The sequence below is a fragment of the Mycobacterium sp. IDUB_17 genome, from assembly GCF_055419465.1.
Map to the genome: position 1 here is coordinate 451,994 of NZ_JBVAXS010000005.1, position 25,536 is coordinate 477,529.

A 25,536-nucleotide genomic window follows, 5' to 3' on the forward strand; every position below is an offset into this window, starting at 1 on the left:
GCCCGCCGGGGTCAGGCGACCTGTAGCACCGCCTTGCCGGCGACCTTGCGGCCCAACAACGCCAGGGCGGCGTCGGCGGTGTTCTCCCACGAGTCCCGCAGGCCGATCTGCGGATCGAGTTCACCATCGGCCAACAGGGTCAGTAGGTAATGCAGATCGGCCTGGAAGGGTGCGCGGACGGTGAACGGCTCCAACCGTTTCCGGTTGCCGATGCGGCGCTCCTGCTCGAAGTTGATCGTGGTGGGCTCGTTGGAGGCCATCCCGATGGACTGCACCGAGCCGCCGTCGGACACCAGGCTGAAGGCCTGCGCCAAGAGTCTCCCGCCGACGTTGTCGAGCACGCCGAACACCGGTTCGGTTACCGCATCGAGGCCGACCACGACTTCGGCCGCGCCGAGCTCCTCGAGCCCCTCACCCCGGGCCGGGCTGCCGACCGCGGCCACCACGTGAGCGCCGGCCCGGGCGGCCAGCTGCACGGCGAATCGTCCGACGCCGCCTGAGGCGCCCGTGATGAGAACCCGTCGTCCCACCACCGGGCCGAGGGCCCGCAGTGCCTGCAGTGCCGTCACCCCGGCAACCGGCAGCGCGGCAGCCTCCTCGAACTCGACGAACTCGGGCAGCTCGGCCAGATTGTCGGTCGCGACGACGCGTCGTTCGGCCCAGCCGGCCTCGCCGCTGAATCCGACCACCCGGGCACCGACCGGGGGTCCGGAGCCGTCGGCGGCGGCCCGCACCACGACGCCCGCACTGTCCCAGCCGGGAACCTCGCCCGGGCGGCGCATCTGGTCGATGAAATGCAGCTCACCGAAGTTCAGCGCAATCGCGTGCACGTCGATCAGGGCCTGCGATTCGGCGGCCGAAGGTTCGGCGACGTCGTCGAACCGGAGATTGGCAGGAGCGTGCGGGTCATAGACGAGGGCTCGCATGAAGGGGCTAACCCCGGAGGGTGTTCCGCTATTCCCTCCCATAAGGTGGCGCACGTGAGCGAGAAGGACCGCATCCGCTGGGACGCGGCCTATGCCGATAGGGAGCCGGAAGCGGAGCCGGCGCTGCCGCAGGTGTTCAGCGGCCAGGCTGACCGGTTTCCCGTGGCAGGTTCGGCACTTGACGTCGCATGCGGAACAGGCCGGGGCGCGGTGTGGCTGGCTCAGCGCGGGCTACACGTGTGGGGCCTCGACGTGTCCGCCGTGGCGATCGCCCAGGCGAGACAGTCGGCCGTCCGCCATGGGGTGGCGGAACGCTGCCGTTTCGAGGTCGGGGATCTCGACCAGGGTCTGCCGGCCGGACCTCCGGTCGACGTGGTGCTGTGCCATCGCTTCCGCGATCCCGGGCTCTACCCGGCATTGGCCGCCCGTCTGCGACCGGGCGGCCTGCTGGCCATCTGTGTTCTGAGCGAAGTCGGCGCGGAGGTGGGTCGATTCCGCGCCGCTGCGGGCGAACTGGAGTCGGCCTTTGCCGGTCTTGAGACGCTGGCCGCCTCCGAGGGTGACGGCCAGGCCTGGCTGGTCGCTCGGTCGCCCGCTACGGCGCGGCATTGACGGGCACCCGACGCGCCTGTGCGAGCAGCTCGCCCCAGGCGTTGAACGCCTCGGCGTATTCGGCGGAGGTCCCCGAACTACCGCCGGCGAGGTCGACCAAAGCCCTTGCGATGCTGCCGATTCCGATGCCGGTGCGCTGCACCACCCGCACCAGCTCGGCGAAGGCCTGATCGGGCGCGCAACCGCGCAGAGCGACCAGAACACCGATCGCCACGTCGATCTTGATGCGTGAAGTGTCGTCTGCACGGAGGCGGTTGTAGCTCATGGTCCGATGGTGCTCGCGCGGCGCCGCCGGATCCAGAGATCGGCGCACCGTGATTGTGTCCGCCGAGTGTCGTCGGTCGGCCACAATGGTGATATGTCCTGCCGAACCGCGATGTCGGTAGTGGCCACCGTGTCTGTGCTGACGGCGGGATGCGCACAGATGGCGGACGGGAGCGCGGTGAGAGCACAGAACTCTGTCCCTGTGGTCGACGAGACCTTCACCGATTCCGGACTCGAGGATGTCCTGATGCCGACCGGTGAAGCTGATGAGGTCATCGGTGTGACCGGACTGGAACCCATGGAATCCCGCGACACCAGCGACACGATGAACGTGAATGTCAATGAGGTGTCTGACGAGGATTGTCGCGCAGCGGTTTTCGGGGCACAGGAGGCGGTGTACGCGGGTTCAGGTTGGACTGGCGTGCGTGATCAGGTGCTGACGACGCCGCAATCCAGGCAGTCTGTGGAACAGACGGTGGTGCTGTATCCGTCGGGTGAGGCGGCTCGCAGTTTCTTCGACTCGGCGAGGCAGACCTGGCAATCCTGTAGCGGGCGCACCATCTCGATCGGTACCGGAATCGCGGAGACGCGTTGGGATATCGCTGACGTCGTCGCCGAGGAGTCGCTGTTCACCCAGTTCTCCTCTGCCCAGGAGCAGCCCGAGTGGCCATGTGATCACGCGCTCGCCGTTGCCTCGAATCTCGTATTCGAAACTTGGGCGTGCGGAGTGGGCATCAGTTACCAGGCCGCCGCCATGGCCATACAACTGGCGAACAGGGCGGCGGCCCAGTAGCTGGTCTAGGCGCTCCCCTCGGCGATCCGGCGCACCGCATCGATGAACACGTCGATCTCCTCGAAGGTGTTGTAGAACGCGAATGACGGCCGCACCGTGGCTTCCAGACCTAGACGGCGCAGGATCGGCTGGGCGCAATGATGCCCGGCCCGCACCGCAATGCCCTCGGCGTTGAGTGCCTTGCCGACTTCCAGCGGTTCATGCCCGGCCAGCACGAACGACAACACGCTGGCCTTCTCGTCGGCGGTTCCGACCAGTCGCACGCCCGGAATGGCAGCCAGTCGCGGGGTGGCGTACTCCAGCAAGGCGTGTTCGTAGGCCGCGATGCGATCGATGCCGACCCGCTCCACGTAGCGCAGTGCCTCACCGAGCCCGACCGCGTCGGCGATGTTGCCGGTGCCGGCCTCGTACTTGTTCGGCGGGCCCTGGTACAGCGACCGGTCCAGGGTGACATCGGCGATCATGTTGCCGCCGCCCTGCCACGGCGGGGTCTCGGCGAGCACGTCCTCGCGGCCGTACAGGGCGCCGATTCCGGTGGGGCCGTAGATCTTGTGGCCGGAGAACACGAAGAAGTCGGCCCCGAGTTCGGTCACGTCGATCGGGATGTGCGGGATGGACTGGGCCCCGTCGATCAGCACTCTGGCGCCGTAGCGGTGGCCGAGTTCGACGATGGTCTTGACCGGGGTCACCGTGCCCAGCGCATTGGACACCTGGGTGGCGGCAACGAGTTTCGTGCGGGGCCCGAGCAGATCCTCGAACTCACTGAGCAGCAGGTTGCCCGCGTCGTCCACCGGCGCCACCTTCAGCACTGCGCCGGTCTGCTGTGAGATCAGCTGCCACGGAACGATATTGGCATGGTGCTCGAGGTGGGTGATGACGATTTCGTCGCCCGGGCCCAGATGCTTGCCGCCCCACGCGTAGGCCACCAGATTGATCGCCTCGGTGGTGCCGCGGACGAAGATGATTTCCTCGGCCTTCGACGCCCCGATGAAGCGGCGCACCGCTTCGCGCGCATCTTCGTACGCATCGGTGGCGCGGGCCGCCAGTTCGTGGGCAGCGCGGTGGATGTTGGAGTTCTCGTGCGCGTAGAAGTACGACAGCCGGTCGATGACCGACTGGGGCTTCTGGGTGGTGGCCGCGTTGTCGAACCAGATCAGCGGCTTGCCGTTGACGGTCTCACGCAGGATCGGGAAATCCGCGCGGATCGCGTTGACGTCGAAGATCTCGTGGTCATCACGCACGAACGGAACCGGCTCGGCTGCAACAGGATCGGTTGCAGGAGCCTGCAGGAAGTAGTAGCTCCCCGCATCCGCCGATGGTGCCGGCGATCCCGACCAGCCCAGATCCGGCACCGCGGGGACCGCGCCCGGCCAGGTCGGAGCCGACCGGCGTTCCCGGGGCGAGCGGAGCGACGGGGAGGGAGTGGGTGCCACCGGTGCCGGCGGGGGAGCGCTTGCCAGCACGCCGGGCACCGTCGGGACCAGACCCGTGGGGACCGCGAACGCCTCCAGGCCGCCGATGGGTGCGATAGGACTGGCCGCACTACCTCGGGGCGCGACCGGGACCACACCCGGAATACCTTCCGGCTCAGGCGTACTCGGTGCCGGTACGAAGACCTCCGGCACCGACACGAATTCGGCCGGAGTCGCCGGATGGGCCAAGCCGGCCGCAGCGGCGCCCGCTGATGACGCCGAGGTCGTATCCGGCGCCACCCCGCGCGGGGCGACCTGACTCGTCGCAGGTGGACTGTCTGGACCCGGCCGGAAGCTCGTCGCGAACAGCTGTGACGCCAGCGCGGTCAACTCGGCCGCGCTGATCGGCAGGTCACCTTCGGCGTCTACCGATCTGTACTCACTTGTACTCATGGAAGTGGTCCACTCCGACGTCCTCGAGGACCGCCAGCGCGTCGTCGGTGAGCACAGCCAGCGACGAGTACAGGGTCACCAGGTAGGACGCGATCGCCGACCGGTTGATGCCGGTGAACCGCACCGACAGGCCGGGGGCCTGCTCACCGACCAGCCCCGGCTGGAACAGGCCGACCACCCCCTGGCGCTCCTCACCGGTGCGCACCAGGATGAACTTGGTTTTGCCGTCCTCGACGGGGACCTTGTCCGAGGGCACGATCGGGATGCCGCGCCAGGTGATGAACTGGGCGCCGAACAGGCTGACGACTGGCGGGGGCACGCCGCGGCGGGTGGCCTCGCGGCCGAATGCCGCCACGCCCAGTGGATTGGTCAGGAAGAACGCCGGGGTCTTCCACACCTTCGTGATCAGCGAATCCAGGTCGTCGGGGGTGGGAGTGCCGCGCAGGGTCTGGATGGTCTGCTCCGGCGTCACCTGCGACAGCAACCCGTACTCGGGGTTGTTGACCAGCTCGAACTCCTGGCGCTCCTTGATCGTCTCGATGGTCAGCCGCAGCTGCTGGGCCACCTGGTCGTGCGGGCTGGAGTACAGGTCGGACACCCGGGTGTGCACGTCGAGCAGCGTCGAGATCGAGCGCAGCGTGTACTCGCGCGGACTGGTCTCGTAGTCCACGTAGGTCTCGGGCAGCGGCTCTTCGGTACCCGCGCCTTCCTCCGAGTGGATCGCCACCCGGTCGGGGTTGACCACCCGGTTCACCCGGTAGATGCCCGCCTCGACCGGCACCCAGCTCAGCAGATGCAGCAGAAACCGCGGGGTGATGGTGGAGAGCTGGGGAACGGTCTTGGTCGCATTCGCCAGCTGACGGGCGGCGAGATCGCCGAGTGCCTGTGATTCGTTCTGTGCGGACGTCACGGGTCCAACCTCCAACCGGTCAAAGTGGGTGTGGGCGGCAACGATACGGCCGAAACGTGTCCACGACAGTGTTTAGCGCGTGGACGATTCAAACTCGTCACCAATGTGTGAACTGGGCATTGCTGCCCACTTGCCGTATGGTGGGCCGCATGCAACAGGTCGAATCGCTGCGCGCCGCCATCGTGCGCTGCCTCGACGTGCGTTGTTGTTGTTGATTTTCTGACGCCCTCCTCTGCGTCGTCCGCCCGCTTTCTCGCGGTGCGTTGATGTGCGCGTATCCGGCCTTCAAGAAAGTCAACCCGTCATGTCTGTCCTGTCTGTAGCTGATTCCCGAGTCGAACTCCCGGCGTCCGGCCCCGTCGCCGTGCGCACGCGGATCCGTCCCCGCCGGACCGACCCGACGCCGATGACGCGTTACCGCGGTGGCACTTATTCGCACACCGTGGACACCGTGGTTTTCACCGACGGAACCTCGGCGCGCACCGACCTGATCAGGCTGAATCCAAATGTCGAGGCCTACTCGCTGGACTTCGCCGGCATCGCGCCCACCCGGCCGTCGCGGTATGAGGCCGCCACCTGGTCAGCTGTGCCCAACCTGCGCGCCCGGTCCTATGAGGCCGAGGTGGACTGGATCGTCCGCAACTCGTTTCCCACCCTCGGCACGGCTGAACTGAGCCGCCGGGTGCGGGCGGCCGGGGTGCCGCTGGGAGCGGCCAACCTGGCCGAACACGAGGCGATCGCGGCCACTCAGGCGGCCATCTGGTTGTTCACGAACGGACTGGCGCTGGACAACCGGCCGCGCAACGAACCGACGAGGGCTTACCCCGATGCCGACGCCATCGTGTTCGAGTTCGACGGGGCCCCCCAGTTGGGCGGCTACACGGTCGAATTGGAATCGACCGCCGCGGTGTCGTTGGTGCTGCAGAAGTCGCACGACGGCGAGCGGTGGGAGGACGTGGCGGCCTCGGGACTCAATGTCGCCGCGGGCCGTGGCACACATCGCAGGACCCTCGGGGTCGGCAGCACCGTGTCCTCGACCCGGCCCGGCCGTGGCCCCCAGGGCTACCGGTACTACCGGCTGGCCGTCCTGGCTGACCGTGACGCGCTGGTTCGGTTCACCGATATTCGGTTCTGGCTCAACGGATCTGGCGTGTATGCCAACTCCGACCGCGTCGTGCACCTGTACAACTACCTGACTGCCGGGGCCCGGGCGGCCCGGCGCGCCACGACACCTACCGCATTGTCGGCCGACGACGCGGTGGTCGAGGCCGGGCTGATCGGGCCGTTCCGGTTGCGGGCCACCGACAGTGCGGCGCTCGCGGTGTCGCACGGGTCGGTCGTCGATCCCGCCGGTCGGGAATTGAGCGGCGCGGTGCAACCCGGTGACGAGTTCTTTCTGCGGGTGCCCCCGGGCGTCGGTCAGCTCACGGTGACCGTGCGCGTCCCGGCCACCCCGGCCGGCTTCGGCGGCCGCGTGATCACCGGAGTCGCCCAGGGCGGTACGAGCGGACTCACCCCGGTGGTCCTGGTGACCCCGGCCCAGCTGGAGGTCGAGTTCGACGTCCAGTTCGACGCCGCCTGGGCGGATCCGCTGACCCGTAGCGCCTAGCTGTCGTGACCCGGGAGGTTGTTGACGGCGTGCCTGCTTGAAAGTGGGAGGACCTCCTGACGGAGTGGATGTGTCTGGCATTCACCCGTAGGAAGTCCTCGTGTCTCACGCTAACGCGCGCACCAATCTGTTCGCTCGCCGCTGAACTCGGTCTCAATCCCTCAACGGTTGGCAGGATCCTGGCCCGTCACCAGGTACCGCATTTGTCTGCGATCGACCCCATCACCGGCCAGTCGGTGCGCTCATCGCGGCGCAGCGGATCACGTCGTCATCATGGTGAGCCGCCTACCAGCAGATATCCGCTATTACGTAATTATGTACTACCGTCACTTGCGTGGAGAGCTTCGAAGAACGGTTCGCACGCATCGAGCAACGTCTCGCCGTCATCGAGGAGCGCGTCGTTGTGGAGCGCGTCGCCGACGGGTCCGCCAGGGAGGAGGAGCGCACCCGACCGGGTGCGCTCGCAGCGCTGGAGGACCTCAAATCGCGACTCGACCCGCCCGGCGGTGTGACCTATGCCGGCTGGATCGAACGCGGCGGGCAGCCGTTGCAGTGGCAGTTCGGTCACACCCTCACTGACCTCGAGGAGAATGACTGGACGTCTCTTGCAGAGCGGTTCGATGCGCTAGGCAACCCCGTACGACTGAAGCTGCTCCAGTTGGTGTGGGCAGGCCATGAGACCGTGGCCGATCTCACCGGGCAGGAGGGGATCGGCACGACCGGACAGGTCTACCACCACCTCAACGCGTTGGTCGCCGTTGGATGGCTGATCCAGAGCACACGAGGTCGGTACACGGTGCCGGCAGATCGGGTGGTACCGCTACTCGTGATCCTCTCCGCGGCGCGGGGTATCGCATGAGACTGCCGCCGCGCACGTGTGCCGCCGCCCTCGGCGCGATGATCGTCCTCGCGGTGGGAATCGTCAGCCGTCCCACCCCGCCCACACTCGGTCCGGCCACTGGCGACCCCGAACTCATCGCCCGGGTTGCATCGCTCCTGCACGGGCTGCGCGACCGCGTTAGCGTCGTGTACATCCGCGACCGTGCATTGACAGAGGCACACTTCGGCGCCGATTCGAACACCGTCTACGAGATCGGATCGATCACGAAGACCATGACCTCTCTGGTCTTTGCAGAAGCCGTGGAGGCGGGTGAGCTGACACCCGACACCCCGCTGGGGAGCCTGCTCGACCTGGGCGGCAGTGCGGTAGCCGACGTAACGCTCGAGGAACTTGCCAGCCACCGGTCGGGCCTGCCGCGGATCGCCAACCGGCCGCGAGATCTGGCCGGCGCCAGTCTTGCCGTGCTGCGGCACCGCAATCCCTACACAGCCGACGCCGCGACGCTGCTCACCCAGGCGCGCTCAGCGAATCTCTCTGGGCGCGGCTCCTTTTCGTATTCGAACCTGGGCGTAGCCCTGCTCGGCGAGGCGCTCGCCGAGCACGCCGGGACCAACTACCCGGCAATGCTCGACCGCCACCTGTTCCAACCGCTCGGGATGACACGCTCCTTCACCCCACTCTCCGCATCAGAGTTGTCCTCGGATGCGCCGACCGGTTGGAGCGCGAAAGGCCAACCCGAGCAGGCGTGGCCCCTGAACGCGTACGCGCCCGCCGGCGGGGTGCGCTCGACACCGGCGGACATGGCGCGTTACGCACAGGCCCTGCTCGACCGCCGCGCACCGGGCCTCAGTGCGCTCGACCCACGCTGGGAGGTGGGCCATGACATCCGGGTGGGCCGCGCATGGTTCACTCACCGGGTCGGCGACGTGGACCTCACTTGGCACAACGGCGGCACAGCAGGGTTCTCCAGCATGCTCGCCCTCGACCGCGAGCACGCCGCGGCGGTGGTCGTCCTGGCGAACAGTGCCGTCGGCGTAGATGAGATCGCCATCCGCATCCTGGTCGATGCGGCATGACAGATACCGTCACCGTGGTGGTAAACCTCGCCGTAGCGGCCTCATTGCTGGCGATCCCCGCGGCATACACCCTCACCGCCTGGCGCGAACGCGCGCGCGAACAGAGAAGCCGACGCGGCACCGATGACCGGTTGACTGTGCTTACGACGAGCAGCGCCGCCGTCGCCCTCCTGGCGCTGGCGCGCGCCCAGGCCGACTGGAGTCAGTTGCCCGTAGCAATCTGGATCGGCGCCGTGGCCACCCTTGCGCTCGGGGCCGCCGGCAGGATTCGGCGCCTGCCGGATCTGCCCTGGGTCGCACGGCATTCCAGCTGGCGGCTTGCCAAAATTGCGACAACCGCTGTGATTTCGATTGCACTCCTCGCGCTGACCGTAAGCTGAGCCGTCTCCTGGTGACTAGCGGGCAGCGACGATGGTTACACCGCCAGGCTCCCATCTAGCTGTGGCCCAACAGGATTCGGAATGCCGGGCCGGGATGGCGAATGCGTGCGCCTGACAACAACGTGTCAGGTCACGACAGCTAGCCGCCCACATCTGTAGAACGTAGGCCTCCGGCCTACATCGGCGCGTTGGCGGGCTGGAAGACCCCGGAACTGTCGGATTCCTCCTCGGCGCGGATGACGTGCACCACGGCGTTGATCTGGGCCAGGTGGGTGAACGCCTGCGGGAAGTTGCCGAGGTGGCGACCGGTGCGCGGCTCGATCTCCTCGGCGTACAGATGCAGCGGGCTGGCGAACGACAGCAACCGCTCCAGCAGGTGCTTGGCCCGGCTCACCTCGCCGATCTCGACCAGCGCGGACACCAGCCAGAACGAACAGATGGTGAAGGTGCCCTCTTCGCCGGACAGGCCGTCGTCGGTCTCCTCGACCCGGTAGCGCAGCACCAGGCCGTTCTCGGTGAGCTCGTCGGCGATCGCCAGCACGGTGGCCCGCACCCGGGGGTCGTCCGAGGGCAGGAACCGCGTCAACACCGCCAGCAGCAGCGACGCGTCCAGCGCGGGATCGCCGTAGCGCTGAGTGAGCACGCCGCGGGAATCCACCCCGCGGGCCAGGATGTCGGCCTTGATCTCCTCGGCGGTCGCCCGCCACTGCTGCGCGTAGCTCTTCTCGCCCTGCAGCTCGGCCAGCTTCGAACCGCGATCCAGCGCCACCCAGCACATGATCTTGCTGGAGGTGAAGTGCTGCGGTTCGCCACGCACCTCCCAGATGCCGCGGTCGGGTTCCTTCCAGTGCTTGATGGCTTCCTCGACCTGGTTCTTCAGCACCGGCCACAGCGCCTCGGGAATCTGCTCCCGTGATTTGGCGTGCAGGTACACCGAATCGAGCATGGTGCCCCAGATGTCGTGCTGCATCTGGTTGTAGGCACCGTTGCCGATCCGCACCGGCCGGGCGTTGTCGTAGCCCGACAGGTGGTGCAGTTCTTCTTCGACGAGGCTGCGCTCGCCACCGACCCCGTACATCACCTGCAGCGGGTGGCGTTCGCCGTTGTTGGCACCGGACACATCGGCGATGAACGAGAAGAAATCGTCGGCTTCCCGGTCCAGTCCGAGCGTGTACAGGCCCCACAGTGCGAATGTGGAGTCGCGAATCCACGAGTAGCGGTAGTCCCAGTTACGTTCGCCCTGAGGGGTTTCCGGCAGTGACGTGGTGGGTGCGGCCAGCAGGGCTCCGGTCGGCGAGTAGGTCAGGCCCTTGAGCGTCAGCGCGCTGCGCTGCAGGTACGACCGCCACGGATGATCGGGGAAGTCGCCGATGTTGATCCACTGCCGCCACGACTCACTGGTCTTCCACATCTTCTCGGCGGCTTCGTCGAAGGTCTGTGGGGCCGGGTGCTTGGACCAGCTCAGCGCGACGAACACGTTGTCGCCCTCGGTGAGCCGCGTGCGGGCACGGGCCTCACGGCCCTCGATACCGATCCGCAGATTGGAGGTAAGCCGCAGCGTGGGGTGTGAATCTGGGTTGCGGCTGGCGCGCGCGATGGCTTCGCCGTAGGCCGGGCCGGAGTACTCCCATGACGCACCGACCCGGTGGTAGTCGAACGCGGGTTCGCAATTCATCACGAGTTCGACGGTGCCGCTGACACAGCGCACGGTGCGCAGCAGGATGTGCTCGGCGTCCCAGTCCATCGGGGTGCGCCGATGCGTGCGTGAGCGGGAGTCGATGTCGTGCCATGGGCCCATCACCAGCGCGTCGCGCACGATCAGCCAGCCGGTGTGGGTCTGCCAGGTGGTCTCCAGGATCAGGCTGCCCGGCAGGTAGCGCCGCGCCGAGGGAACGGTCACACCGTAGGGACCGAGCCGGAAGTGGCCCGCGCTGCGGTCCAGGATGGCGCCGAACACGCTGGGGGAGTCTGGCCGGGGGACACACAGCCATTCCACCGAGCCGGCCGAGGAGATCAGGCAGGTGTTCTCGCAGTCGGACAGGAAGCCGTAGTCGGCGATCGGCGGGAACGGGTTCCGCAGCGACCCGGCCGACGTGTAGGGCACCGGGGCGGTCACCGTCAGCGGTGCCTCGGGTGCCTTGGGAGTGTCAGATGTCTTGTCGAGTGCCGCGACGACATCCGTGGGCTCGGTGTGTTGCAGGACCATCCGAACATCATCATCTGCGGATACAGGTGTCGTCTACCCAAGCGACGCGTGTCGAATGTTACGGGCGGGACGGGGCCGATCAGGTGATCGCCTAGGCTTGCCCCATGGCGGCAATCCTGAACTGGTGGGACGGCGTCGAACTGTGGCTGACCGGGCTGCCGTTCGTCGTACAGACCGCTGTGGTGATGCCGGTGGTGTTGGCATTGGCTTATGGCAGCGCAGTGGTGCTCGACGGCGCGCTGGGCTGGGGAATCACGGGGTTGCACCGGCTGCGCCACGCCCCGGCAGACGAGGTGGAGTCCGAGTGAACGGTATGCCGCGCTCACGTGTCACGTTGATCTTGATTCTGCTGGTCGTCCTGGTCATCGTGATGTGGTTGCTGACCCGCTAGCCGCGAGACACATCGCTCGACGGGCGCGACGCCGGAATTCTGTTATTCTTCGCGCCATGCATTCAGCGTCCGGCAAGACTGAGAGCCATGTCTTGGCTCTCATTGCCGTGGGTTCACGCGCTGTTGCTGACGTCGCCTGTTGTCGCTGACTCCAACCCGTCCGCGGTTTGGTGTCGGTGGCGGCTCTGTGCCCGGATGCTCCTCTCTTGCCTCCCTCGCCTCCATTGCCTTTCCGCCTGACGGACCTCGCAATGTCCGCTGTCCGCAAGAAAGGTCATCAGTGCCCGTTTACAGATCCAACCTCAGCCGGTTCCTACGGTCCTCCTCGCATGCGGGGCTCTGGCGAACTGCCACCGTCCTCGCCACCACCGGCGTGCTCGCCGTCGGCTGCGGCGGCGGTGCCAGCGATGTCGCCGGCGGTGACCAGGGCGCCGCAGGTGCCGACACCACGCTGACGCTCGTCGCCTACGCAGTGCCCGAACCGGGCTGGAGCAAGATCATCCCGGCATTCGCCGCCACCGAAGAAGGCAAGGGCGTCGCGGTGCGGACGTCGTACGGCGCCTCGGGCGACCAGTCCCGGGCCGTGGCCGACGGCAAGCCGGCCGACATCGTCAACTTCTCCGTGGAGCCCGACGTCACCCGGTTGGTCAAGGCCGACAAGGTGGCCGACGACTGGAGCGCAGGCAACACCAAGGGCGTCCCGTTCGGTTCTGTGGTGTCATTAGTGGTGCGCAAGGGTAACCCCAAGGGCATCAAGGACTGGGATGACCTGCTGCAGCCCGGGCTCGAGGTGGTCACCCCGAGCCCGCTGAGTTCGGGTTCGGCCAAGTGGAACCTGCTGGCGCCGTACGCGGCAAAGAGCAACGGAGGCAAGGACTCCGCGGCCGGTCTCGACTTCGTCAACAAGCTGGTGACCGAGCACGTCAAGACCCGTCCGGGTTCGGGCCGAGAGGCCACCGACGTGTTTCTGCAGGGCACCGGCGACGTGCTGATCAGCTACGAGAACGAGGCGATCAACGTCGAGCGGCAGGGCAAGGATGTGGAGCACATCAATCCGCCTCAGACCTTCAAGATCGAAAACCCGGTGGCCGTCGTCAAGACCAGTCCTCACGCCGACAAGGCCAAGGCGCTGGCGAACTTCCTGCTCACCCCCGAGGGGCAGAAGCTGTGGGCCGAGGCCGGATTCCGTCCGATCGACCCCGCGGTGGCGGCGGACTTCGCCAAGGACTTCCCGACGCCGGAGAAGCTGTGGACCATCGCTGATCTCGGCGGATGGAAAGAGGTCGACCCGGCGTTGTTCGACAAGGAAAACGGCTCGATCACCAAGATCTACAAGCAGGCGACTGGATGACTTCTGTAGCCCAGCCCGATTCGGCTGTGCCCGCGCCGGGGGATTCCACCCCCGGCGCGCGGCCCGGCCGCTACGGCAGCACCTCACTGCGCGTGGGTGCAGCTTCGATCTGGTTGAGCGTCATCGTGCTGCTGCCGTTGGCGGCCATCCTGTGGCAGGCGGCCGGTGGCGGGTGGAACGCCTTCTGGCTGGCCGTCACGTCCAACGCGGCGATGGAATCTTTCCGGGTGACGCTGACCATCTCGGCCGGCGTCACCGTGGTGAACCTGTTCTTCGGGCTGGTGGTGGCCTGGGTGCTGACTCGCGATGACTTCCCCGGTAAGCGGTTGGTCGACTCGGTGATCGACCTGCCGTTCGCCCTGCCGACGATCGTGGCGAGCCTGGTGATGCTGGCGCTGTACGGCCCGGCCAGCCCGGTCGGGCTGCACCTGCAGCACACCAAATGGGGTGTGGGCGTCGCGTTGCTGTTCGTCACGTTGCCGTTCGTGGTGCGCTCGGTGCAGCCGGTGCTGATCGAGCTCGACCAGGAGACCGAAGAGGCGGCCGCCTCGCTGGGCGCCAATAACCGGGTGATCTTCGTGAAGGTGATCCTGCCGGCATTGCTGCCGTCTCTGCTGTCGGGTGCGGGCCTGGCGTTCTCCCGGGCCATCGGCGAGTTCGGCTCGGTGGTGCTGATCGGTGGTGCGGTACCGGGCGAGACCGAGGTGTCCTCACAGTGGATCCGGACCCTGATCGAAAACGACGACCGCACCGGTGCCGCGGCGATCTCCATTGTGCTGCTGCTGATCTCGTTCGTGGTGCTGTTCGTGCTGCGCGCGGTGGGTTCGCGTGCGGCCAAACGTCAGGAGCTTTCGGCATGACGCTCTCACCGTCGGTGCGTTACCTGCTGCGCTTTCTGGCCCTGGCTTATGTGGCGGTGCTGGTGGTGGTCCCGGTCGGGCTGATCCTGTGGCGGACCTTCAGCCCTGGTGTCGGAGCGTTCTTCGCATCGGTGGGCACACCCGCGGCCATCTCGGCGCTGCAACTGTCGCTACTGGTGGTGGCAATCGTGGTGCCGCTGAACGTGTTGTTCGGCGTTCCTACGGCCCTGGTGTTGGCGCGCAACCGGTTTCGCGGCAAGAGTGCCCTGCAGGCCGTCATCGACCTGCCGTTCGCGGTGTCACCGGTGGTCGTGGGTGTCGCGCTGATCCTGCTGTGGGGTTCAGCGGGACTGCTCGGCTTCGTCGAGAACAACCTCGGGCTCAAGATCATCTTCGGTTTCCCCGGCATCGTGCTGGCCAGCATCTTCGTCACGGTCCCGTTCGTGATCCGTGAGGTCGAACCGGTGTTGCACGAGATCGGCACCGATCAGGAGGAAGCCGCCGCGACGCTGGGGTCGACCTGGTGGCAGACGTTCTGGCGGATCACGCTGCCGTCGATCCGGTGGGGCCTGACATACGGGATCGTGCTGACCATCGCCCGCACGCTGGGGGAGTTCGGTGCGGTGATCATGGTGTCCTCGAACTTGCCGGGCACCTCCCAGACGCTGACCCTGCTGGTGGCCGACCGCTACAACCGCGGCACCGCCGAATCGGTGTACGGGGCGTACGCCATCTCGACTTTGCTCATGGCGGTTGCCGTGGTGGTCCTGGTTGTCCAGGTGATCCTCGACCGACGCCGAACCAAGGCCGCGCAGTAGGCCCGAGAAGGAGACAAGAGCTATGACCGACGCGATCGTGGTTCGGGGCGCCAACAAGCATTACGGCGAATTTGCGGCGCTCGACAACATCGACTTCGAAGTGCCGTCAGGTTCGTTGACCGCGCTGCTGGGCCCGAGTGGTTCGGGCAAGTCCACGCTGCTGCGCGCCATCGCGGGCCTGGATCAGCCTGACAGCGGCACCATCACCATCAACGGGCACGACGTCACCGGGGTGCCGCCGCAGCGCCGCGGGATCGGGTTCGTGTTCCAGCACTATGCGGCGTTCAAACATCTGACCGTCCGCGACAACGTGGCATTCGGCCTCAAGATCCGGAAGCGTCCCAAGGCTGAGGTCAAGGAGAAGGTCGACAATCTCCTGGAAGTGGTGGGGCTGGCCGGTTTCCAGACCCGCTACCCCAACCAGCTCTCCGGTGGTCAGCGTCAGCGCATGGCGCTCGCGCGGGCGTTGGCAGTGGATCCGCAGGTGCTGTTGCTCGACGAGCCGTTCGGGGCGTTGGACGCCAAGGTTCGTGACGATCTGCGCACCTGGCTGCGCCGTCTGCACGACGAGGTGCACGTCACCACGGTGCTGGTGACCCACGACCAGGCCGAGGCGCTCGATGTGGCGGACCGGATCGCGGTACTCAACAAAGGGCGTATCGAGCAGGTCGGCTCACCGACCGAGGTCTACGACGAGCCCGCGAACGCGTTCGTGATGTCGTTTCTGGGTGCGGTGTCGGAGCTGAACGGAATCCTGGTGCGTCCGCACGACATTCGTGTCGGCCGTAACCCGGAGTTGGCCGTCGCGGCAGGCGATGGCACCGCCGAGGCCACCGGGGTGCTGCGGGCCACCATCGACCGGATCGTGATGCTCGGATTCGAGGTGCGGGTCGAATTGACCGGCGCCGCAACCCATGTCCCGTTCACCGCGCAGATCACCCGCGGTGACGCCGAGGCGCTGGGGCTGCGGGAGGGCGACACGGTCTATGTGCGCGCGACGCGCGTTCCTCAGATCGCCGGGGGCGTGCAGATTCCGGCGCGTGGCGAAGAGCCATCGACGGACTCCGAGAAGGCCAACGACGAGGATGAGGCGCTGACCGTCAGCTGAGACGGTCAGGCCCACCCGGTCAGGCCAGGGTCAGGAACAACTTCTCCAGCTCGGCGACGTCCATGGTCTCGTCGCTGTTGCCGTTGATGCATTCGCGCAGACTGGTTGCGACGATCTTGAATCCGGCACGGTCCAATGCGCGGGACACCGCGGCGAGCTGGGTGACGACGTCCTTGCAGTCGCGGCCCTGCTCGATCATCGCGATAACGCCCGAGAGCTGTCCCTGGGCACGGCGCAGCCGGTTGAGGATGGCGGAGATCGATTCCTCGTCGCAGATCATGTTGTACCCCTTCAAAGTTGGGCTTGTTGACTACCATCATACCCACGGGGGTATGTGTGTATGGTCATGTTGTCGTAGCGGGTGGACCGAAAAGCCATCGCAGCGGACACCACCCGAGGCGGGCGCAGGTCAGGTTGCCGAGGCCGGCCAGTACGGTCAGACCGGCCGCGGTGAGCCCGACGACGGGGTGGACTTCCTGGCCGAGGATCAGCGACGCCATCAACAACACGAACCAGCCGAAGGCCCGGCGTACCGCGTCGGGGTCGACGCGCGTGGTCAGGCGGGTGCCCAGCAGGCTGCCCAGCACCGCCGCGGCGGTGATTGCGCCGGCGATCGTCCAGTCGATCGGCACGGTGCTCAGATGTCCGGCCAGACCTGCGGCCGAGTTCATCGTGATCACCAGCAATGAGGTTCCGACCGCGACGGGCATGGGCAGGCCGCCCAGCAGGGCAAGGGCGGGCACCACGAGGAATCCGCCGCCTGCCCCGACGGCGCCGGTCACCACCCCGACCCCGAGCCCCATCAGCAGAACCTTGGCGACCGGCATCGTCTGCGTCGTCGGTGCGCACGCCTTGCGGCCCTTGATCATTGCGATCCCGGTGGCGGCCATGACCACCGTGAAGGCGATCAGCAATACCGAACCGGCGACGACATAACTCAGCAGCCCGCCCAGGTACGCGCCGACCATGCCGGCCGCCCCGAACATCAGGCCACTACGCCACTGCACGCGGCCGGCGCGCGCATGCGACAGGGTGCTGACCGCGCTGGTGACCCCGACGACCAGCAGCGAGGTGGCGATCGCCTGCTTGGCCTCCATGCCGGCCACATATGCCAACAGCGGAACGGTCAGGATCGAGCCGCCCCCGCCGAGGAGCCCGAGGGACACCCCGACCAGGACGGCCAGCGCGACAGCGACGGCGATCATGCCAACGCGCCGGAAGGTGTTTGTTTGGAACCGATCAGCTGCTCCACGACGCTCTGGGCATCACAGGAAACACCCCGGTTGTACGGCAGCTTCGCCAGCATCATGCCCATCGCGCAGGTGTTCGTCAGCGCCGCGGTCGTCAATCCGGTCCCGATGGCAGCGGCGACCCATTTCAGCTTGGGTGCCGCAATGCTGCCCAGGACGCTGCTGAGCACGATCGACCCCGCAACCAGGCGGACCTGACGTTCCAGATCCCACCGCTGCGCGCCGCGGCGAACCCCGAATCCCTTGTCCTGCCAGGCGGTCATGCCGCCCTCGAGGATCGAGACATTCGGCAGGCCGGCGTCCCGCAGGGTCTGCCCGGCGGTGCTCGCGCGCTGCCCCGAGCGACAGATCAGCACGACGTCCTCGTCCAGATGCTGAGCGATCTCGTCGCGGTGTTCCTGCAGCAGATCCAGCGGCACGTTGTAGGCGCCCGGGATATGGGCGGTTTCGAACTCACCGGGGGTGCGGACATCGATCAGCCGCGGGCCGGCACCGGCCTGCCTGAGTTCATTCAGTTCGGCGGCATCGAGGATTGACGAGGCGGACATCAGGCAAGACCTTTCAGCATCAGGTTCCAGTACATGGCGGGCAGCCCGTACTTCTTCAGCAACCAGTACGGCCGGTGCGGTTTGACCGGATCGAGTAGGGGGAAGGAGGGTTTGAGTGCGAAGTCGTAGTCGAACTCTGCGAGCAGCATCTCGCGTGAGGACGTGACGATCGGGCAGGACGCGTAGCCGTCGTACGACCCGGTGAGCGGGCGTCCGCGCAGTACCGCATCGATGTTCTCCACGACAGCGGGCGCCTGCTTACGAATGGCCGCACCGGTTTTCGAGTTCGGCGACGATCCCGCATCACCGAGTGCGAACACGTTCGGGTAGCGGACGTGCTGCATCGTGTGCTTGTCGATGTCGACATACCCGTTGGCGTCCCCGCCGACATGGCTCGTGGACAGCGGGCTGGTCTTGATCCAGTCCGGTGCCGACTGATGCGGGACCGCGTGGAGTACGTCGTAGGGGAGGACGGCGTCCGTGCCATCCGCCACGCTGGTCATCGTGACCTTGCGGGACGCCGAATCGATGGACCGCACTTCGCTTCCGGTGTGCAGGGTGATGCCGTAGTCGGCGATGACCTTGTCCAGGTTGTCGGCGATCGCGGGGATGCCGAAGATCCGCGGGGTCGGGACCACCAGGTGCACGTCGATCTTGTCGAGCACACCCTGCCGCTGCCAGTGGTCGCAGGCCAGGTAAGCGATCTTCTGAGGTGCGCCGGCGCACTTGATCGGCCCGGACGGCATGGTGAACACCGCGGTGCCGGACCGGGTGTTGCGGATGAATTCCCATGTGCGCGGGGCGAGATCGAAGCGGTAGTTGGACGACACACCGTCCTTGCCCAGCGTGTCGGTCAGACCCTCGGTGCGCTCCCAGTCGAGCTGGATGCCCGGGCATACGACCAGCACGTCGTAGGAGTAGGTCGCACCATCGGTACACGTGACCGTGTTGGCGTCCGGATCGACGGCTGTCACCGCGCTCTTGATCCAGGTGGCGCCCCGCGGCATGACCGAGGCTTCGGCACGCTCGGTTTCGGCGGCCGTGGCCTGGCCGCCGCCGACCAGCGTCCACAACGGCTGGTAGTAGTGCTTGTCGGACGGCTCGATGATCGCCACGTCGGTGTAGTGCTTGCGCAGCAACCGGGCCGCCACGGTGATTCCGGCCGTGCCGCCGCCGACGATCAGGACCTCATGCCTGCGTGAGGTGGACATACCTGTTCTGTCTTCCTATCTCTCAAACGGGTTGTACTGCATCCAGATTGGGCGGGATGTTGGCTCAGGCGGTTTGGGTGCTTTCCGCCCAGGCGCCGTAGCCACCGAGGATGTCGCTGACATCGGCGAAACCGCGCCGGCGCAGCAGGCTGGCCGCCACCGATGAGCGGTAGCCGCCGGCGCAGTAGACCACGGTCGGGCGGGCGGGATCCAATTCGCCGGTCCGGTCCGGCAGCTGGCCCACCGGAATGTTGACCGCGCCCGGGATCATGCCCGCCTCGGTCTCGCCGGGATTGCGCACGTCGACGATCTGCAGATCCGCGACCGTGGCAGCGCGCTCGCCGAAGGCGGTGGCGGTCAACCGTGAGGCGACCGTCACATCGTCCTGGTGCTCGAACATCGTCCGCTCCGGGTTGTCGATGTAACCCAGCACACGGTCGAATCCGATGCGGGCCAGCCGGTTTTTGCCTTCACGTTCTTCGCCCGGGTCGGTGACCAGCACGATGTCGGCGTCGGGTTTGACCACCGAGCCGGCGAATTCGGCGTAGCGCCCGGCGAGTCCGATGTTGATTGCGTTGCGCAAATGGCCCAGCGCGAAGTCCTCGGGGCTGCGGCCGTCGATCAACATGGCTCCGTTTGCGACGGCGTCGGTGGCCCGGTCGTAGTCCAGTGCCTCTGGCGTGGCCTCCTCGTCCAGCAGCGCGCGGTCCTTGCGGTTGAGGATCGCGTCGTACACGAAGTAGCCCGGGGCGGGCGGCTGGCCGGCGGTGACCAACTCGACGAAGGACTCCTTGTCGGGTGCGCGCAGCGCGTAGTTGGTCTGCTTCTGCTCACCCATGGTGGACGACAGCTCGGTGGACAGGTTCTTGCCACAGGCCGAACCCGCTCCGTGTGCCGGGAAGACCCGGGTGGCATCGGGCAGCGGCAACAGCTTCTCGTGCAACGAGTGGTAGAGCTTGTCTGCCAGCTCGTCTCGGGTGAATCCGATCGAGGCCAGCAGGTCGGGCCGGCCGACATCGCCGATGAACAGGGTGTCGCCGGTCAGGACACCGTAGGGCACTGCGTCGTCGGCGTGCTCGTAGACCACGATGCTCATCGACTCGGGGGTGTGGCCCGGGGTGTGGCGGAATTCCAGGACCACCTCGCCCAGTGAAATGCGTTGGCCGTCTTCGACCCCCATGTGATCGAACTCCGGCTTGGCGACTGACGAGTACACGATCTTGGCGCCGGTGGCTTCGGCCAGCTCGAGGTGGCCGGACAGGAAGTCGGCGTGGAAGTGGGTCTCGATCACGAGGGTGATCTGCATGCCGAGCTTCTCGGCATCGGCGACATACTCAGAGACGTCGCGCTGCGGGTCGACGACCACGGCGCGCCCGGATGACTCATCGCCGATCAGGTACGACGCGTGCGACAGGCAGTCCAGGTAGTACTGGATGAACTTCATTGTTCGACTCCTCGGTGAGCGGTCTGCATACCTAGGGGGGTATACCAACAAGTTCGAATATACCCCTTGGGGTATAGGAGTCAAGCCGACAAAGACGCCCCCGGGGTGGTGTCCGGGGGCGTGACTGCGCTGAGAATGGCGGGGTCAGGCGGCGAAGCCGGTGCTGCGTGCGGCCAGCGCCTCTTCGTAACGGTCCAGCACCGTGGCCGCCACCAAGCGGTGCGGCCCGAGTGGTTCGGCCATCGGAATGCCTGCGGCGCAGGCGAATTCGGCAACCCGGTCCGTGATGCGACCGTGCGCCAGGAACCAGGGGGCGATCACCAGGCGGCGGGCGCCGCGTCGGCGCAAGCTATCGGCGGCCTCGGGCAGGGCCGGCGTCTGCCCTGTGGCGAACGCCACCTGGGTACCGGCCCAGCGGGTGCCCTCGGCCAACGCACCGGCCAGGGCGGCGGTACGCGCATTGGCGGCCGGGTGGGACGAGCCCACCCCGACCAGGATCACGCCGAGGTCGGCGTCGAACCGGGACACACCCACCGACGTCAGCCGCTCCCGCACCACCTGCAGCAGCCGGGGGTCGTCGCCGAGCACATCGGCCTGCGTCACCTCGGCGCCGGAGTTGGCGATCAGCTCGGGAATGTCGACCCGGGCGTGATAGGCGCTGCCCAGCAGCAGTGGCACCACCACGGCGCCCGGTTCGACATCGGGCAGCACCTCGGTGAGGTTGGGCGCGTTCTGTTCGCAGAACGCGACCCGTACCTCGGTGTCCGGCAGTAGGCGGCGCAGATGTCCGCCGATGGCGTGCGCGTTCGCCGACGAACGCGGGTCCGCGCTGCCGTGTGCGGTGAGAACGAGTGTCACGGCTTCCTCACGAGGCGTGCAGCCCGCACTCCGTCTTGGTCTGACCGGCCCACCGGCCGCTGCGCGGATCGGCGCCCTCCGCCGGCTTGCTCGTGCACGGTGCGCATCCGATCGACGGATAGCCCTCGTGGACCAGAGGATTGACCAGGATGTCGTTGGCCTCGATGTAGGCCTGCATCTCGTCGTCGGACCAGGCCGCGATCGGGTTGATCTTCACCAGGCCGAAAGCACTGTCCCAGCTGATCAGCGGGGCGTTGGCGCGGGTCGGCGCCTCCACGCGGCGGATACCGGTGACCCAGGCGGTGTAGCCCGCCAGTGCCTTGCCCAGCGGCTCGACCTTGCGCATCCGGCAGCACGAGGCGGCGTCGCGGGCGAACAGATCCTTGCCATGCAGGTCATCCTGCTGGGCAACCGTGTTCTCCGGGCGGACGTTGACCACGTTCACGCCGTACACCTGCTCCACGGCGTCACGCGTGCCGATGGTCTCGGCGAAGTGGTATCCGGTGTCCAGGAACAGCACGTCGACGCCCGGGCGCACCTTGGCCGCCATCTCGACCAGCACCGCATCCTGCATGTTCGAGGCCACCACGTAGTTGCCACCGAAGTGCTGGTCGGTCCAGCGCAACAGCTCCTCGGCGCCGGCGTCGGCCAGCTCGGCCGCGCCCTGCTCGGCCAGTTCCTTCAGCTCGGTCTCAGTCAACCCACTCACCTCTGCACTCATCGCAAATCAGCCTCGTCGGCACGAACGGCCCACTGGGCGAAACGCTCGCCGTCCTCGCGTTGTTTCACGAAGTTGCGAACGAGCCGCTCGACGTAGTCGCCGAGTTCGCTGGACGACACCTTGTGCTGGCGCAGCTTGCGTCCGAAGCCGCTGTCCAGGCCGAGGCTGCCGCCCAGATGCACCTGGAAACCTTCCTCGGGTCCGTTGCCGTCGTCGATCATCTGCCCCTTGAAGCCGATGTCGGCGATCTGGATGCGGGCGCACGAGTTCGGGCAGCCGTTGAGGTTGACGGTCACCGGCACGTCCAGCGTCGAGTTCAGGTCGGCGAGGCGCTCCTCCAGATCGGGCACCAGGCTCTGCGCCCGGACCCGGGTCTCGGCGAAGGACAGCTTGCAGTACTCGATACCGGTGCAGGCCATCACGTTCTGCCGCCAGCGCGACGGGGTCGAGGACAGCCCCAGCTCATCCAGGCCGGCGCGCAGTTCGGCCAGTTTGTCGTCGGGGACGTCGAGCACGATCAGCTTCTGGTAGGGGGTCAACCGGATCCGATCGGAGCCGGCGGCCTCGGCCAGATCGGCGACCTTGGTCAGGATGGTGCCGGACACCCGGCCCGCGATCGGTGCGACACCTACGGCGTTGAGGCCGTTCTTGAGCTTCTGCACGCCGACGTGGTCGATGTTGTGGGGCACCTGCTCGGGCGCAGGGCCATCGATCAGCTTGCGCTTGAGGTACTCGGTCTCGAGAACCTCCCTGAACTTCTCTACGCCCCAGTCCTTGACCAGGAACTTCAGCCGGGCCTTGCTGCGCAGCCGGCGGTAGCCGTAGTCACGGAAGATCGAGGTGACGCCCTCCCAGACGTCGGGCACCTCGTCCAGCGGCACCCAGACGCCCAGTCGCTGGGCCAGCATCGGGTTGGTCGACAGGCCACCGCCGACCCAGACATCCAGGCCGGGGCCGTGCTCGGGGTGGTTGACGCCGATGAACGCCACATCGTTGATCTCGTGCGCAACATCCTGCAGGCCGGAGATCGCGGTTTTGAACTTGCGCGGCAGGTTCGACAGCAGCGGGTTGCCGATGTAGCGGCGGACGATCTCCTCGAGCGCGGGAGACGGGTCGAGCACCTCGTCGAGGGACTCACCGGCCAGCGGTGAACCCAGGACAACGCGGGGGCAGTCGCCGCACGCCTCGGTGGTCTGCAGTCCGACCTCTTCCAGCCGGCGCCAGATCTCCGGAACGTCCTCGATGCGGATCCAGTGGTACTGGATGTTCTCCCGATCGGTGATATCGGCGGTGTCGCGGGCGAACTCGATCGAGATCTCGCCCAGGGTGCGCAGCGATTTCGCTGTCAGCGCGCCGCCGTCGGAGCGCACCCGCATCATGAAATACGGAGCCTCCAGCAGGTCGGCATTGTCGTCACCGGTGAAGGTGCCGTCGTAGCCCTGCTCACGCTGGGTGTACAGGCCCATCCAGCGCATCCGGCCGCGCAGGTCGGTCTTGTCGATGCTGTCGAAGCCCTGCTTCGAGTAGACGTCGAGGATGCGGGCCCGCACGTTGAGGGCGTCGTCCTCTTGTTTGAACACCTCGTTGGGGTTCAGTGGGTCGCGGCTACCCAGCGCCCACTGGCCCTCATCACGAGTCTTCGCTGGGCGCGGTGTGGCTTGAACCTCGGTCATGGCTTTGGCTCCTCTTATGGAACCGGCCGCTGGAATGCGCTGATCACCGGGTGGGCTGTCCGGCGGCGCAGATCCGGCGGCCAGCTGAATGTTTTGGGCGGGCGGGTTCCGAAATCAACGCGGGATCAAGGCAGACAGCAACAGCTACATACGCGCTTGAAATCGACATGCCGACGAGCCACCAGCGCAATGCGGGTGGAGCTGTTGTGGGCGGCAGTCACGCCCGACATTCTGCCACGATTGTCGCCACCTGCCCTAACCGGGCCATATTTGCGCTCAGGGTGAGCAAAAGTCGTCGCTGCTCCTGGCACAGGCGTTGTCCGGTGTGCATGGCTCTCCTCGGGTGGGCGATGGAACTTCGTGGTACCCACGGTGGCCCGGATCGCCGGCGGTGTCGTTGGTGCTGTCATCCATTTCTCGACCCCGCCAGCTGGAATCCGGGTGGTCCTGTCCGCCGCCGCCGAGTCACACTGGGGGGATGACGGTTCATGCCGAGTCGGCCCACCTACCGCCGGCTTCGTCGGACCGGGAGCGGCCGTTCGGCATCTACATTCACGTGCCGTTTTGCGCGACTCGGTGCGGATACTGCGACTTCAACACCTATACGCCGGCCGAATTGGATTCTGCCGACGTGCCCGGCCCGCCCGGGGGTGCAACCCCGGCCGGCTGGCTGGCTGCGTTGCGCGTCGAGCTTCGGTTGGCCGCAGCAACGGTCGGTTCCGTGCCGGTGCAGACGGTGTTCGTGGGCGGTGGCACCCCCTCGTTGCTCGGTGGTGCCGGCCTCGCCGCGGTGCTGGGCGCGGTCCGCGACAACTTCGAACTGGCCGTCGACGCCGAGGTGACCACCGAGGCCAACCCGGAGTCCACATCCCCGGAAATGTTCGCGACGCTGCGTGAGGCCGGCTTCACCCGGGTGTCTCTGGGCATGCAGTCGGCCGCGCCGCAAGTACTGGCGGTGCTGGACCGCAAGCACTCCGCGGGCCGGGCGCCTGCGGCGGCGCTGGAGGCCAGGACCGCGGGATTCGAGCACGTCAACATCGACCTGATCTACGGCACGCCGGGGGAGACCGACGACGATCTGCGACGGTCGATCGACGTCGCGGTGGGTGCCGGTGTGGACCACGTGTCCGCGTACTCGTTGATCGTCGAGGACGGCACTGCGCTGGCCCGCCGGGTGCGCCGGGGCGAGATCGCCCGCCCCGACGACGACGTGCTCGCGCAGCGCTATGAACTGCTCGACGCACGGCTGGCGGCGGCCGGTCTGCACTGGTACGAGGTGTCCAACTGGAGCCGCGAGGGTGGGGAGTGCCGGCACAACCTCGGCTATTGGGACGGTGGCGAGTGGTGGGGCGCCGGACCGGGGGCGCACGGCTTCCTGGGTGCCACCCGGTGGTGGAATGTCAAGCATCCCAATGCTTATGCGCAAGCGTTGACCGATGAGCGATTGCCCATCGCCGATTCTGAGGAGCTCGACGAGACCGACCGGCATCTGGAGGACGTGATGCTGCGGCTGAGGTTGCGGCATGGCCTGGCACTGGCCGACCTCACCGAGGATGAGCGTTCCCGGGTTCCCGAGGTGCTCGCCGGTGAGTTGGTGGCAGTTCACGGCGATCGGCTGATTCTCACCGATCGCGGGAGGCTGCTCGCCGATGGAGTGGTGCGCACTCTGCTCGGATAGCCATCGGGCGGGTGTGGCGGCACCGTGGGTGACCTTGCTCACCCGGGACCGGCGAGGCGCGCGGACGTCCCAATGCCTTGCATCGTTATGCGAGCATGGTGCGCATGTCGCTCCAAAACTTAGGCAAGGCTAGCCACTCTTGG

The 25,536-nt window shown here is 67.0% G+C and carries 27 protein-coding genes; 13 read left to right on the plus strand and 14 right to left on the minus strand.

Features of this window, described 5'->3' with window-relative positions:
* Nucleotides 1-11 precede the first annotated feature (11 nt).
* A complete protein-coding gene (locus ACZYZ7_RS23040; protein ID WP_450072138.1) occupies nucleotides 12-926 on the minus strand; it encodes a zinc-binding dehydrogenase in 915 nt (304 codons plus the stop codon).
* Nucleotides 927-980: 54 nt separating this feature from the next.
* On the opposite strand from ACZYZ7_RS23040, the gene ACZYZ7_RS23045 reads away from it, so the two are divergent.
* Nucleotides 981-1,538 carry a class I SAM-dependent methyltransferase gene (locus ACZYZ7_RS23045; protein WP_463741897.1) on the plus strand — a complete coding sequence of 186 codons (558 nt, stop codon included), beginning with the start codon at nucleotides 981-983 and terminating at the stop codon, nucleotides 1,536-1,538.
* Here ACZYZ7_RS23045 and ACZYZ7_RS23050 read toward each other — a convergent pair.
* A complete protein-coding gene (locus ACZYZ7_RS23050) occupies nucleotides 1,522-1,803 on the minus strand; it encodes an ANTAR domain-containing protein (RefSeq protein WP_135456238.1) in 282 nt (93 codons plus the stop codon). The genes ACZYZ7_RS23045 and ACZYZ7_RS23050 overlap by 17 nt on opposite strands.
* Nucleotides 1,804-2,004: 201 nt before the next feature.
* Here ACZYZ7_RS23050 and ACZYZ7_RS23055 point away from each other — a divergent pair, with 201 nt between their 5' ends.
* A complete protein-coding gene (locus ACZYZ7_RS23055) occupies nucleotides 2,005-2,595 on the plus strand; it encodes a sensor domain-containing protein (protein ID WP_167857902.1) in 591 nt (196 codons plus the stop codon).
* Between the two features lie 5 nt (nucleotides 2,596-2,600).
* Here the strand turns inward: ACZYZ7_RS23055 and ACZYZ7_RS23060 are convergent, their stop codons facing one another.
* Both ACZYZ7_RS23060 and ACZYZ7_RS23065 read right to left on the minus strand, forming a co-directional pair.
* Nucleotides 2,601-4,460 carry a family 2A encapsulin nanocompartment cargo protein cysteine desulfurase gene (locus ACZYZ7_RS23060; RefSeq protein ID WP_463741898.1) on the minus strand — a complete coding sequence of 620 codons (1,860 nt, stop codon included), beginning with the start codon at nucleotides 4,458-4,460 and terminating at the stop codon, nucleotides 2,601-2,603.
* On the minus strand, nucleotides 4,447-5,370 hold the full coding sequence (locus ACZYZ7_RS23065) for a family 2A encapsulin nanocompartment shell protein (RefSeq protein ID WP_450072142.1): 924 nt from the start codon (nucleotides 5,368-5,370) through the stop codon (nucleotides 4,447-4,449). Before ACZYZ7_RS23065 ends, ACZYZ7_RS23060 begins: the two co-directional genes overlap by 14 nt.
* 304 nt (nucleotides 5,371-5,674) lie before the next feature.
* Between ACZYZ7_RS23065 and ACZYZ7_RS23070 the strand changes: the two genes are divergently transcribed.
* The 4 genes from ACZYZ7_RS23070 (at nucleotide 5,675) to ACZYZ7_RS23085 (ending at nucleotide 9,276) form a co-directional block, all read left to right on the plus strand.
* Complete coding sequence (locus tag ACZYZ7_RS23070; RefSeq protein WP_463741899.1) at nucleotides 5,675-6,979, plus strand: thioester domain-containing protein; 1,305 nt, start codon at nucleotides 5,675-5,677, stop codon at nucleotides 6,977-6,979.
* Between the two features lie 334 nt (nucleotides 6,980-7,313).
* Nucleotides 7,314-7,838, plus strand: a complete 525-nt coding sequence (locus ACZYZ7_RS23075) for an ArsR/SmtB family transcription factor (protein WP_210115543.1) — start codon at nucleotides 7,314-7,316, stop codon at nucleotides 7,836-7,838.
* The gene (locus ACZYZ7_RS23080; protein WP_463741900.1) at nucleotides 7,835-8,896 is read left to right on the plus strand and encodes a serine hydrolase domain-containing protein; all 1,062 of its coding nucleotides are present in this window, start codon (nucleotides 7,835-7,837) and stop codon (nucleotides 8,894-8,896) included. The genes ACZYZ7_RS23075 and ACZYZ7_RS23080 overlap by 4 nt, the downstream gene beginning before the upstream one ends.
* Nucleotides 8,893-9,276: a hypothetical protein gene (locus tag ACZYZ7_RS23085; protein ID WP_463741901.1), complete on the plus strand. Its 384-nt coding sequence runs from the start codon at nucleotides 8,893-8,895 to the stop codon at nucleotides 9,274-9,276. Before ACZYZ7_RS23080 ends, ACZYZ7_RS23085 begins: the two co-directional genes overlap by 4 nt.
* A gap of 175 nt (nucleotides 9,277-9,451) precedes the next feature.
* Here ACZYZ7_RS23085 and ACZYZ7_RS23090 read toward each other — a convergent pair whose 3' ends face one another.
* Entirely contained in the window at nucleotides 9,452-11,482 is a 2,031-nt protein-coding gene (locus tag ACZYZ7_RS23090) for a glycoside hydrolase family 15 protein (protein ID WP_135456227.1), read from the minus strand.
* Nucleotides 11,483-11,586: 104 nt separating this feature from the next.
* Between ACZYZ7_RS23090 and ACZYZ7_RS23095 the strand changes: the two genes are divergently transcribed.
* The 6 genes from ACZYZ7_RS23095 to ACZYZ7_RS23120 all read left to right on the plus strand — a co-directional run bounded on the left by ACZYZ7_RS23095 (nucleotide 11,587) and on the right by ACZYZ7_RS23120 (nucleotide 16,010).
* Nucleotides 11,587-11,790 carry a hypothetical protein gene (locus tag ACZYZ7_RS23095; protein WP_036449190.1) on the plus strand — a complete coding sequence of 68 codons (204 nt, stop codon included), beginning with the start codon at nucleotides 11,587-11,589 and terminating at the stop codon, nucleotides 11,788-11,790.
* A 139-nt stretch (nucleotides 11,791-11,929) separates the two neighbouring features.
* Nucleotides 11,930-12,022, plus strand: a complete 93-nt coding sequence (locus tag ACZYZ7_RS23100) for an Ms4533A family Cys-rich leader peptide (RefSeq protein WP_353588723.1) — start codon at nucleotides 11,930-11,932, stop codon at nucleotides 12,020-12,022.
* A gap of 131 nt (nucleotides 12,023-12,153) precedes the next feature.
* A complete protein-coding gene (locus ACZYZ7_RS23105) occupies nucleotides 12,154-13,224 on the plus strand; it encodes a sulfate ABC transporter substrate-binding protein (protein WP_463741902.1) in 1,071 nt (356 codons plus the stop codon).
* Nucleotides 13,221-14,084: a sulfate ABC transporter permease subunit CysT gene (gene cysT, locus ACZYZ7_RS23110; RefSeq protein ID WP_135456221.1), complete on the plus strand. Its 864-nt coding sequence runs from the start codon at nucleotides 13,221-13,223 to the stop codon at nucleotides 14,082-14,084. Before ACZYZ7_RS23105 ends, cysT begins: the two co-directional genes overlap by 4 nt.
* Complete coding sequence (gene cysW / locus ACZYZ7_RS23115; RefSeq protein WP_135456219.1) at nucleotides 14,081-14,902, plus strand: sulfate ABC transporter permease subunit CysW; 822 nt, start codon at nucleotides 14,081-14,083, stop codon at nucleotides 14,900-14,902. The genes cysT and cysW overlap by 4 nt, the downstream gene beginning before the upstream one ends.
* Before the next feature lie 22 nt (nucleotides 14,903-14,924).
* Nucleotides 14,925-16,010, plus strand: a complete 1,086-nt coding sequence (locus ACZYZ7_RS23120; protein WP_463741903.1) for a sulfate/molybdate ABC transporter ATP-binding protein — start codon at nucleotides 14,925-14,927, stop codon at nucleotides 16,008-16,010.
* A gap of 19 nt (nucleotides 16,011-16,029) precedes the next feature.
* Here the strand turns inward: ACZYZ7_RS23120 and ACZYZ7_RS23125 are convergent, their stop codons facing one another.
* From ACZYZ7_RS23125 to ACZYZ7_RS23165, 9 genes are all read right to left on the minus strand, one after another.
* Entirely contained in the window at nucleotides 16,030-16,290 is a 261-nt protein-coding gene (locus tag ACZYZ7_RS23125) for a metal-sensitive transcriptional regulator (RefSeq protein WP_135456218.1), read from the minus strand.
* Between the two features lie 64 nt (nucleotides 16,291-16,354).
* The gene (locus ACZYZ7_RS23130; protein WP_450072147.1) at nucleotides 16,355-17,215 is read right to left on the minus strand and encodes a sulfite exporter TauE/SafE family protein; all 861 of its coding nucleotides are present in this window, start codon (nucleotides 17,213-17,215) and stop codon (nucleotides 16,355-16,357) included.
* The gene (locus tag ACZYZ7_RS23135) at nucleotides 17,212-17,808 is read right to left on the minus strand and encodes a rhodanese-like domain-containing protein (RefSeq protein WP_450072148.1); all 597 of its coding nucleotides are present in this window, start codon (nucleotides 17,806-17,808) and stop codon (nucleotides 17,212-17,214) included. Before ACZYZ7_RS23135 ends, ACZYZ7_RS23130 begins: the two co-directional genes overlap by 4 nt.
* Nucleotides 17,808-19,019 carry an NAD(P)/FAD-dependent oxidoreductase gene (locus ACZYZ7_RS23140; RefSeq protein ID WP_450072149.1) on the minus strand — a complete coding sequence of 404 codons (1,212 nt, stop codon included), beginning with the start codon at nucleotides 19,017-19,019 and terminating at the stop codon, nucleotides 17,808-17,810. The genes ACZYZ7_RS23135 and ACZYZ7_RS23140 overlap by 1 nt, the downstream gene beginning before the upstream one ends.
* Before the next feature lie 64 nt (nucleotides 19,020-19,083).
* Complete coding sequence (locus tag ACZYZ7_RS23145) at nucleotides 19,084-20,463, minus strand: MBL fold metallo-hydrolase (RefSeq protein WP_450072150.1); 1,380 nt, start codon at nucleotides 20,461-20,463, stop codon at nucleotides 19,084-19,086.
* A 144-nt stretch (nucleotides 20,464-20,607) separates the two neighbouring features.
* Nucleotides 20,608-21,321: a sirohydrochlorin chelatase gene (locus ACZYZ7_RS23150; RefSeq protein ID WP_450072151.1), complete on the minus strand. Its 714-nt coding sequence runs from the start codon at nucleotides 21,319-21,321 to the stop codon at nucleotides 20,608-20,610.
* Nucleotides 21,322-21,328: 7 nt separating this feature from the next.
* A complete protein-coding gene (locus tag ACZYZ7_RS23155; RefSeq protein WP_135456206.1) occupies nucleotides 21,329-22,042 on the minus strand; it encodes a phosphoadenylyl-sulfate reductase in 714 nt (237 codons plus the stop codon).
* Nucleotides 22,039-23,715, minus strand: a complete 1,677-nt coding sequence (locus ACZYZ7_RS23160) for a nitrite/sulfite reductase (protein WP_135456204.1) — start codon at nucleotides 23,713-23,715, stop codon at nucleotides 22,039-22,041. The genes ACZYZ7_RS23155 and ACZYZ7_RS23160 overlap by 4 nt, the downstream gene beginning before the upstream one ends.
* A 125-nt stretch (nucleotides 23,716-23,840) precedes the next feature.
* Entirely contained in the window at nucleotides 23,841-24,125 is a 285-nt protein-coding gene (locus ACZYZ7_RS23165) for an Ms4527A family Cys-rich leader peptide (RefSeq protein ID WP_450072153.1), read from the minus strand.
* A 68-nt stretch (nucleotides 24,126-24,193) separates the two neighbouring features.
* Between ACZYZ7_RS23165 and hemW the strand changes: the two genes are divergently transcribed.
* Nucleotides 24,194-25,393: a radical SAM family heme chaperone HemW gene (hemW, locus tag ACZYZ7_RS23170; RefSeq protein WP_450072154.1), complete on the plus strand. Its 1,200-nt coding sequence runs from the start codon at nucleotides 24,194-24,196 to the stop codon at nucleotides 25,391-25,393.
* The last annotated feature ends 143 nt before the right edge of the window (nucleotides 25,394-25,536 follow it).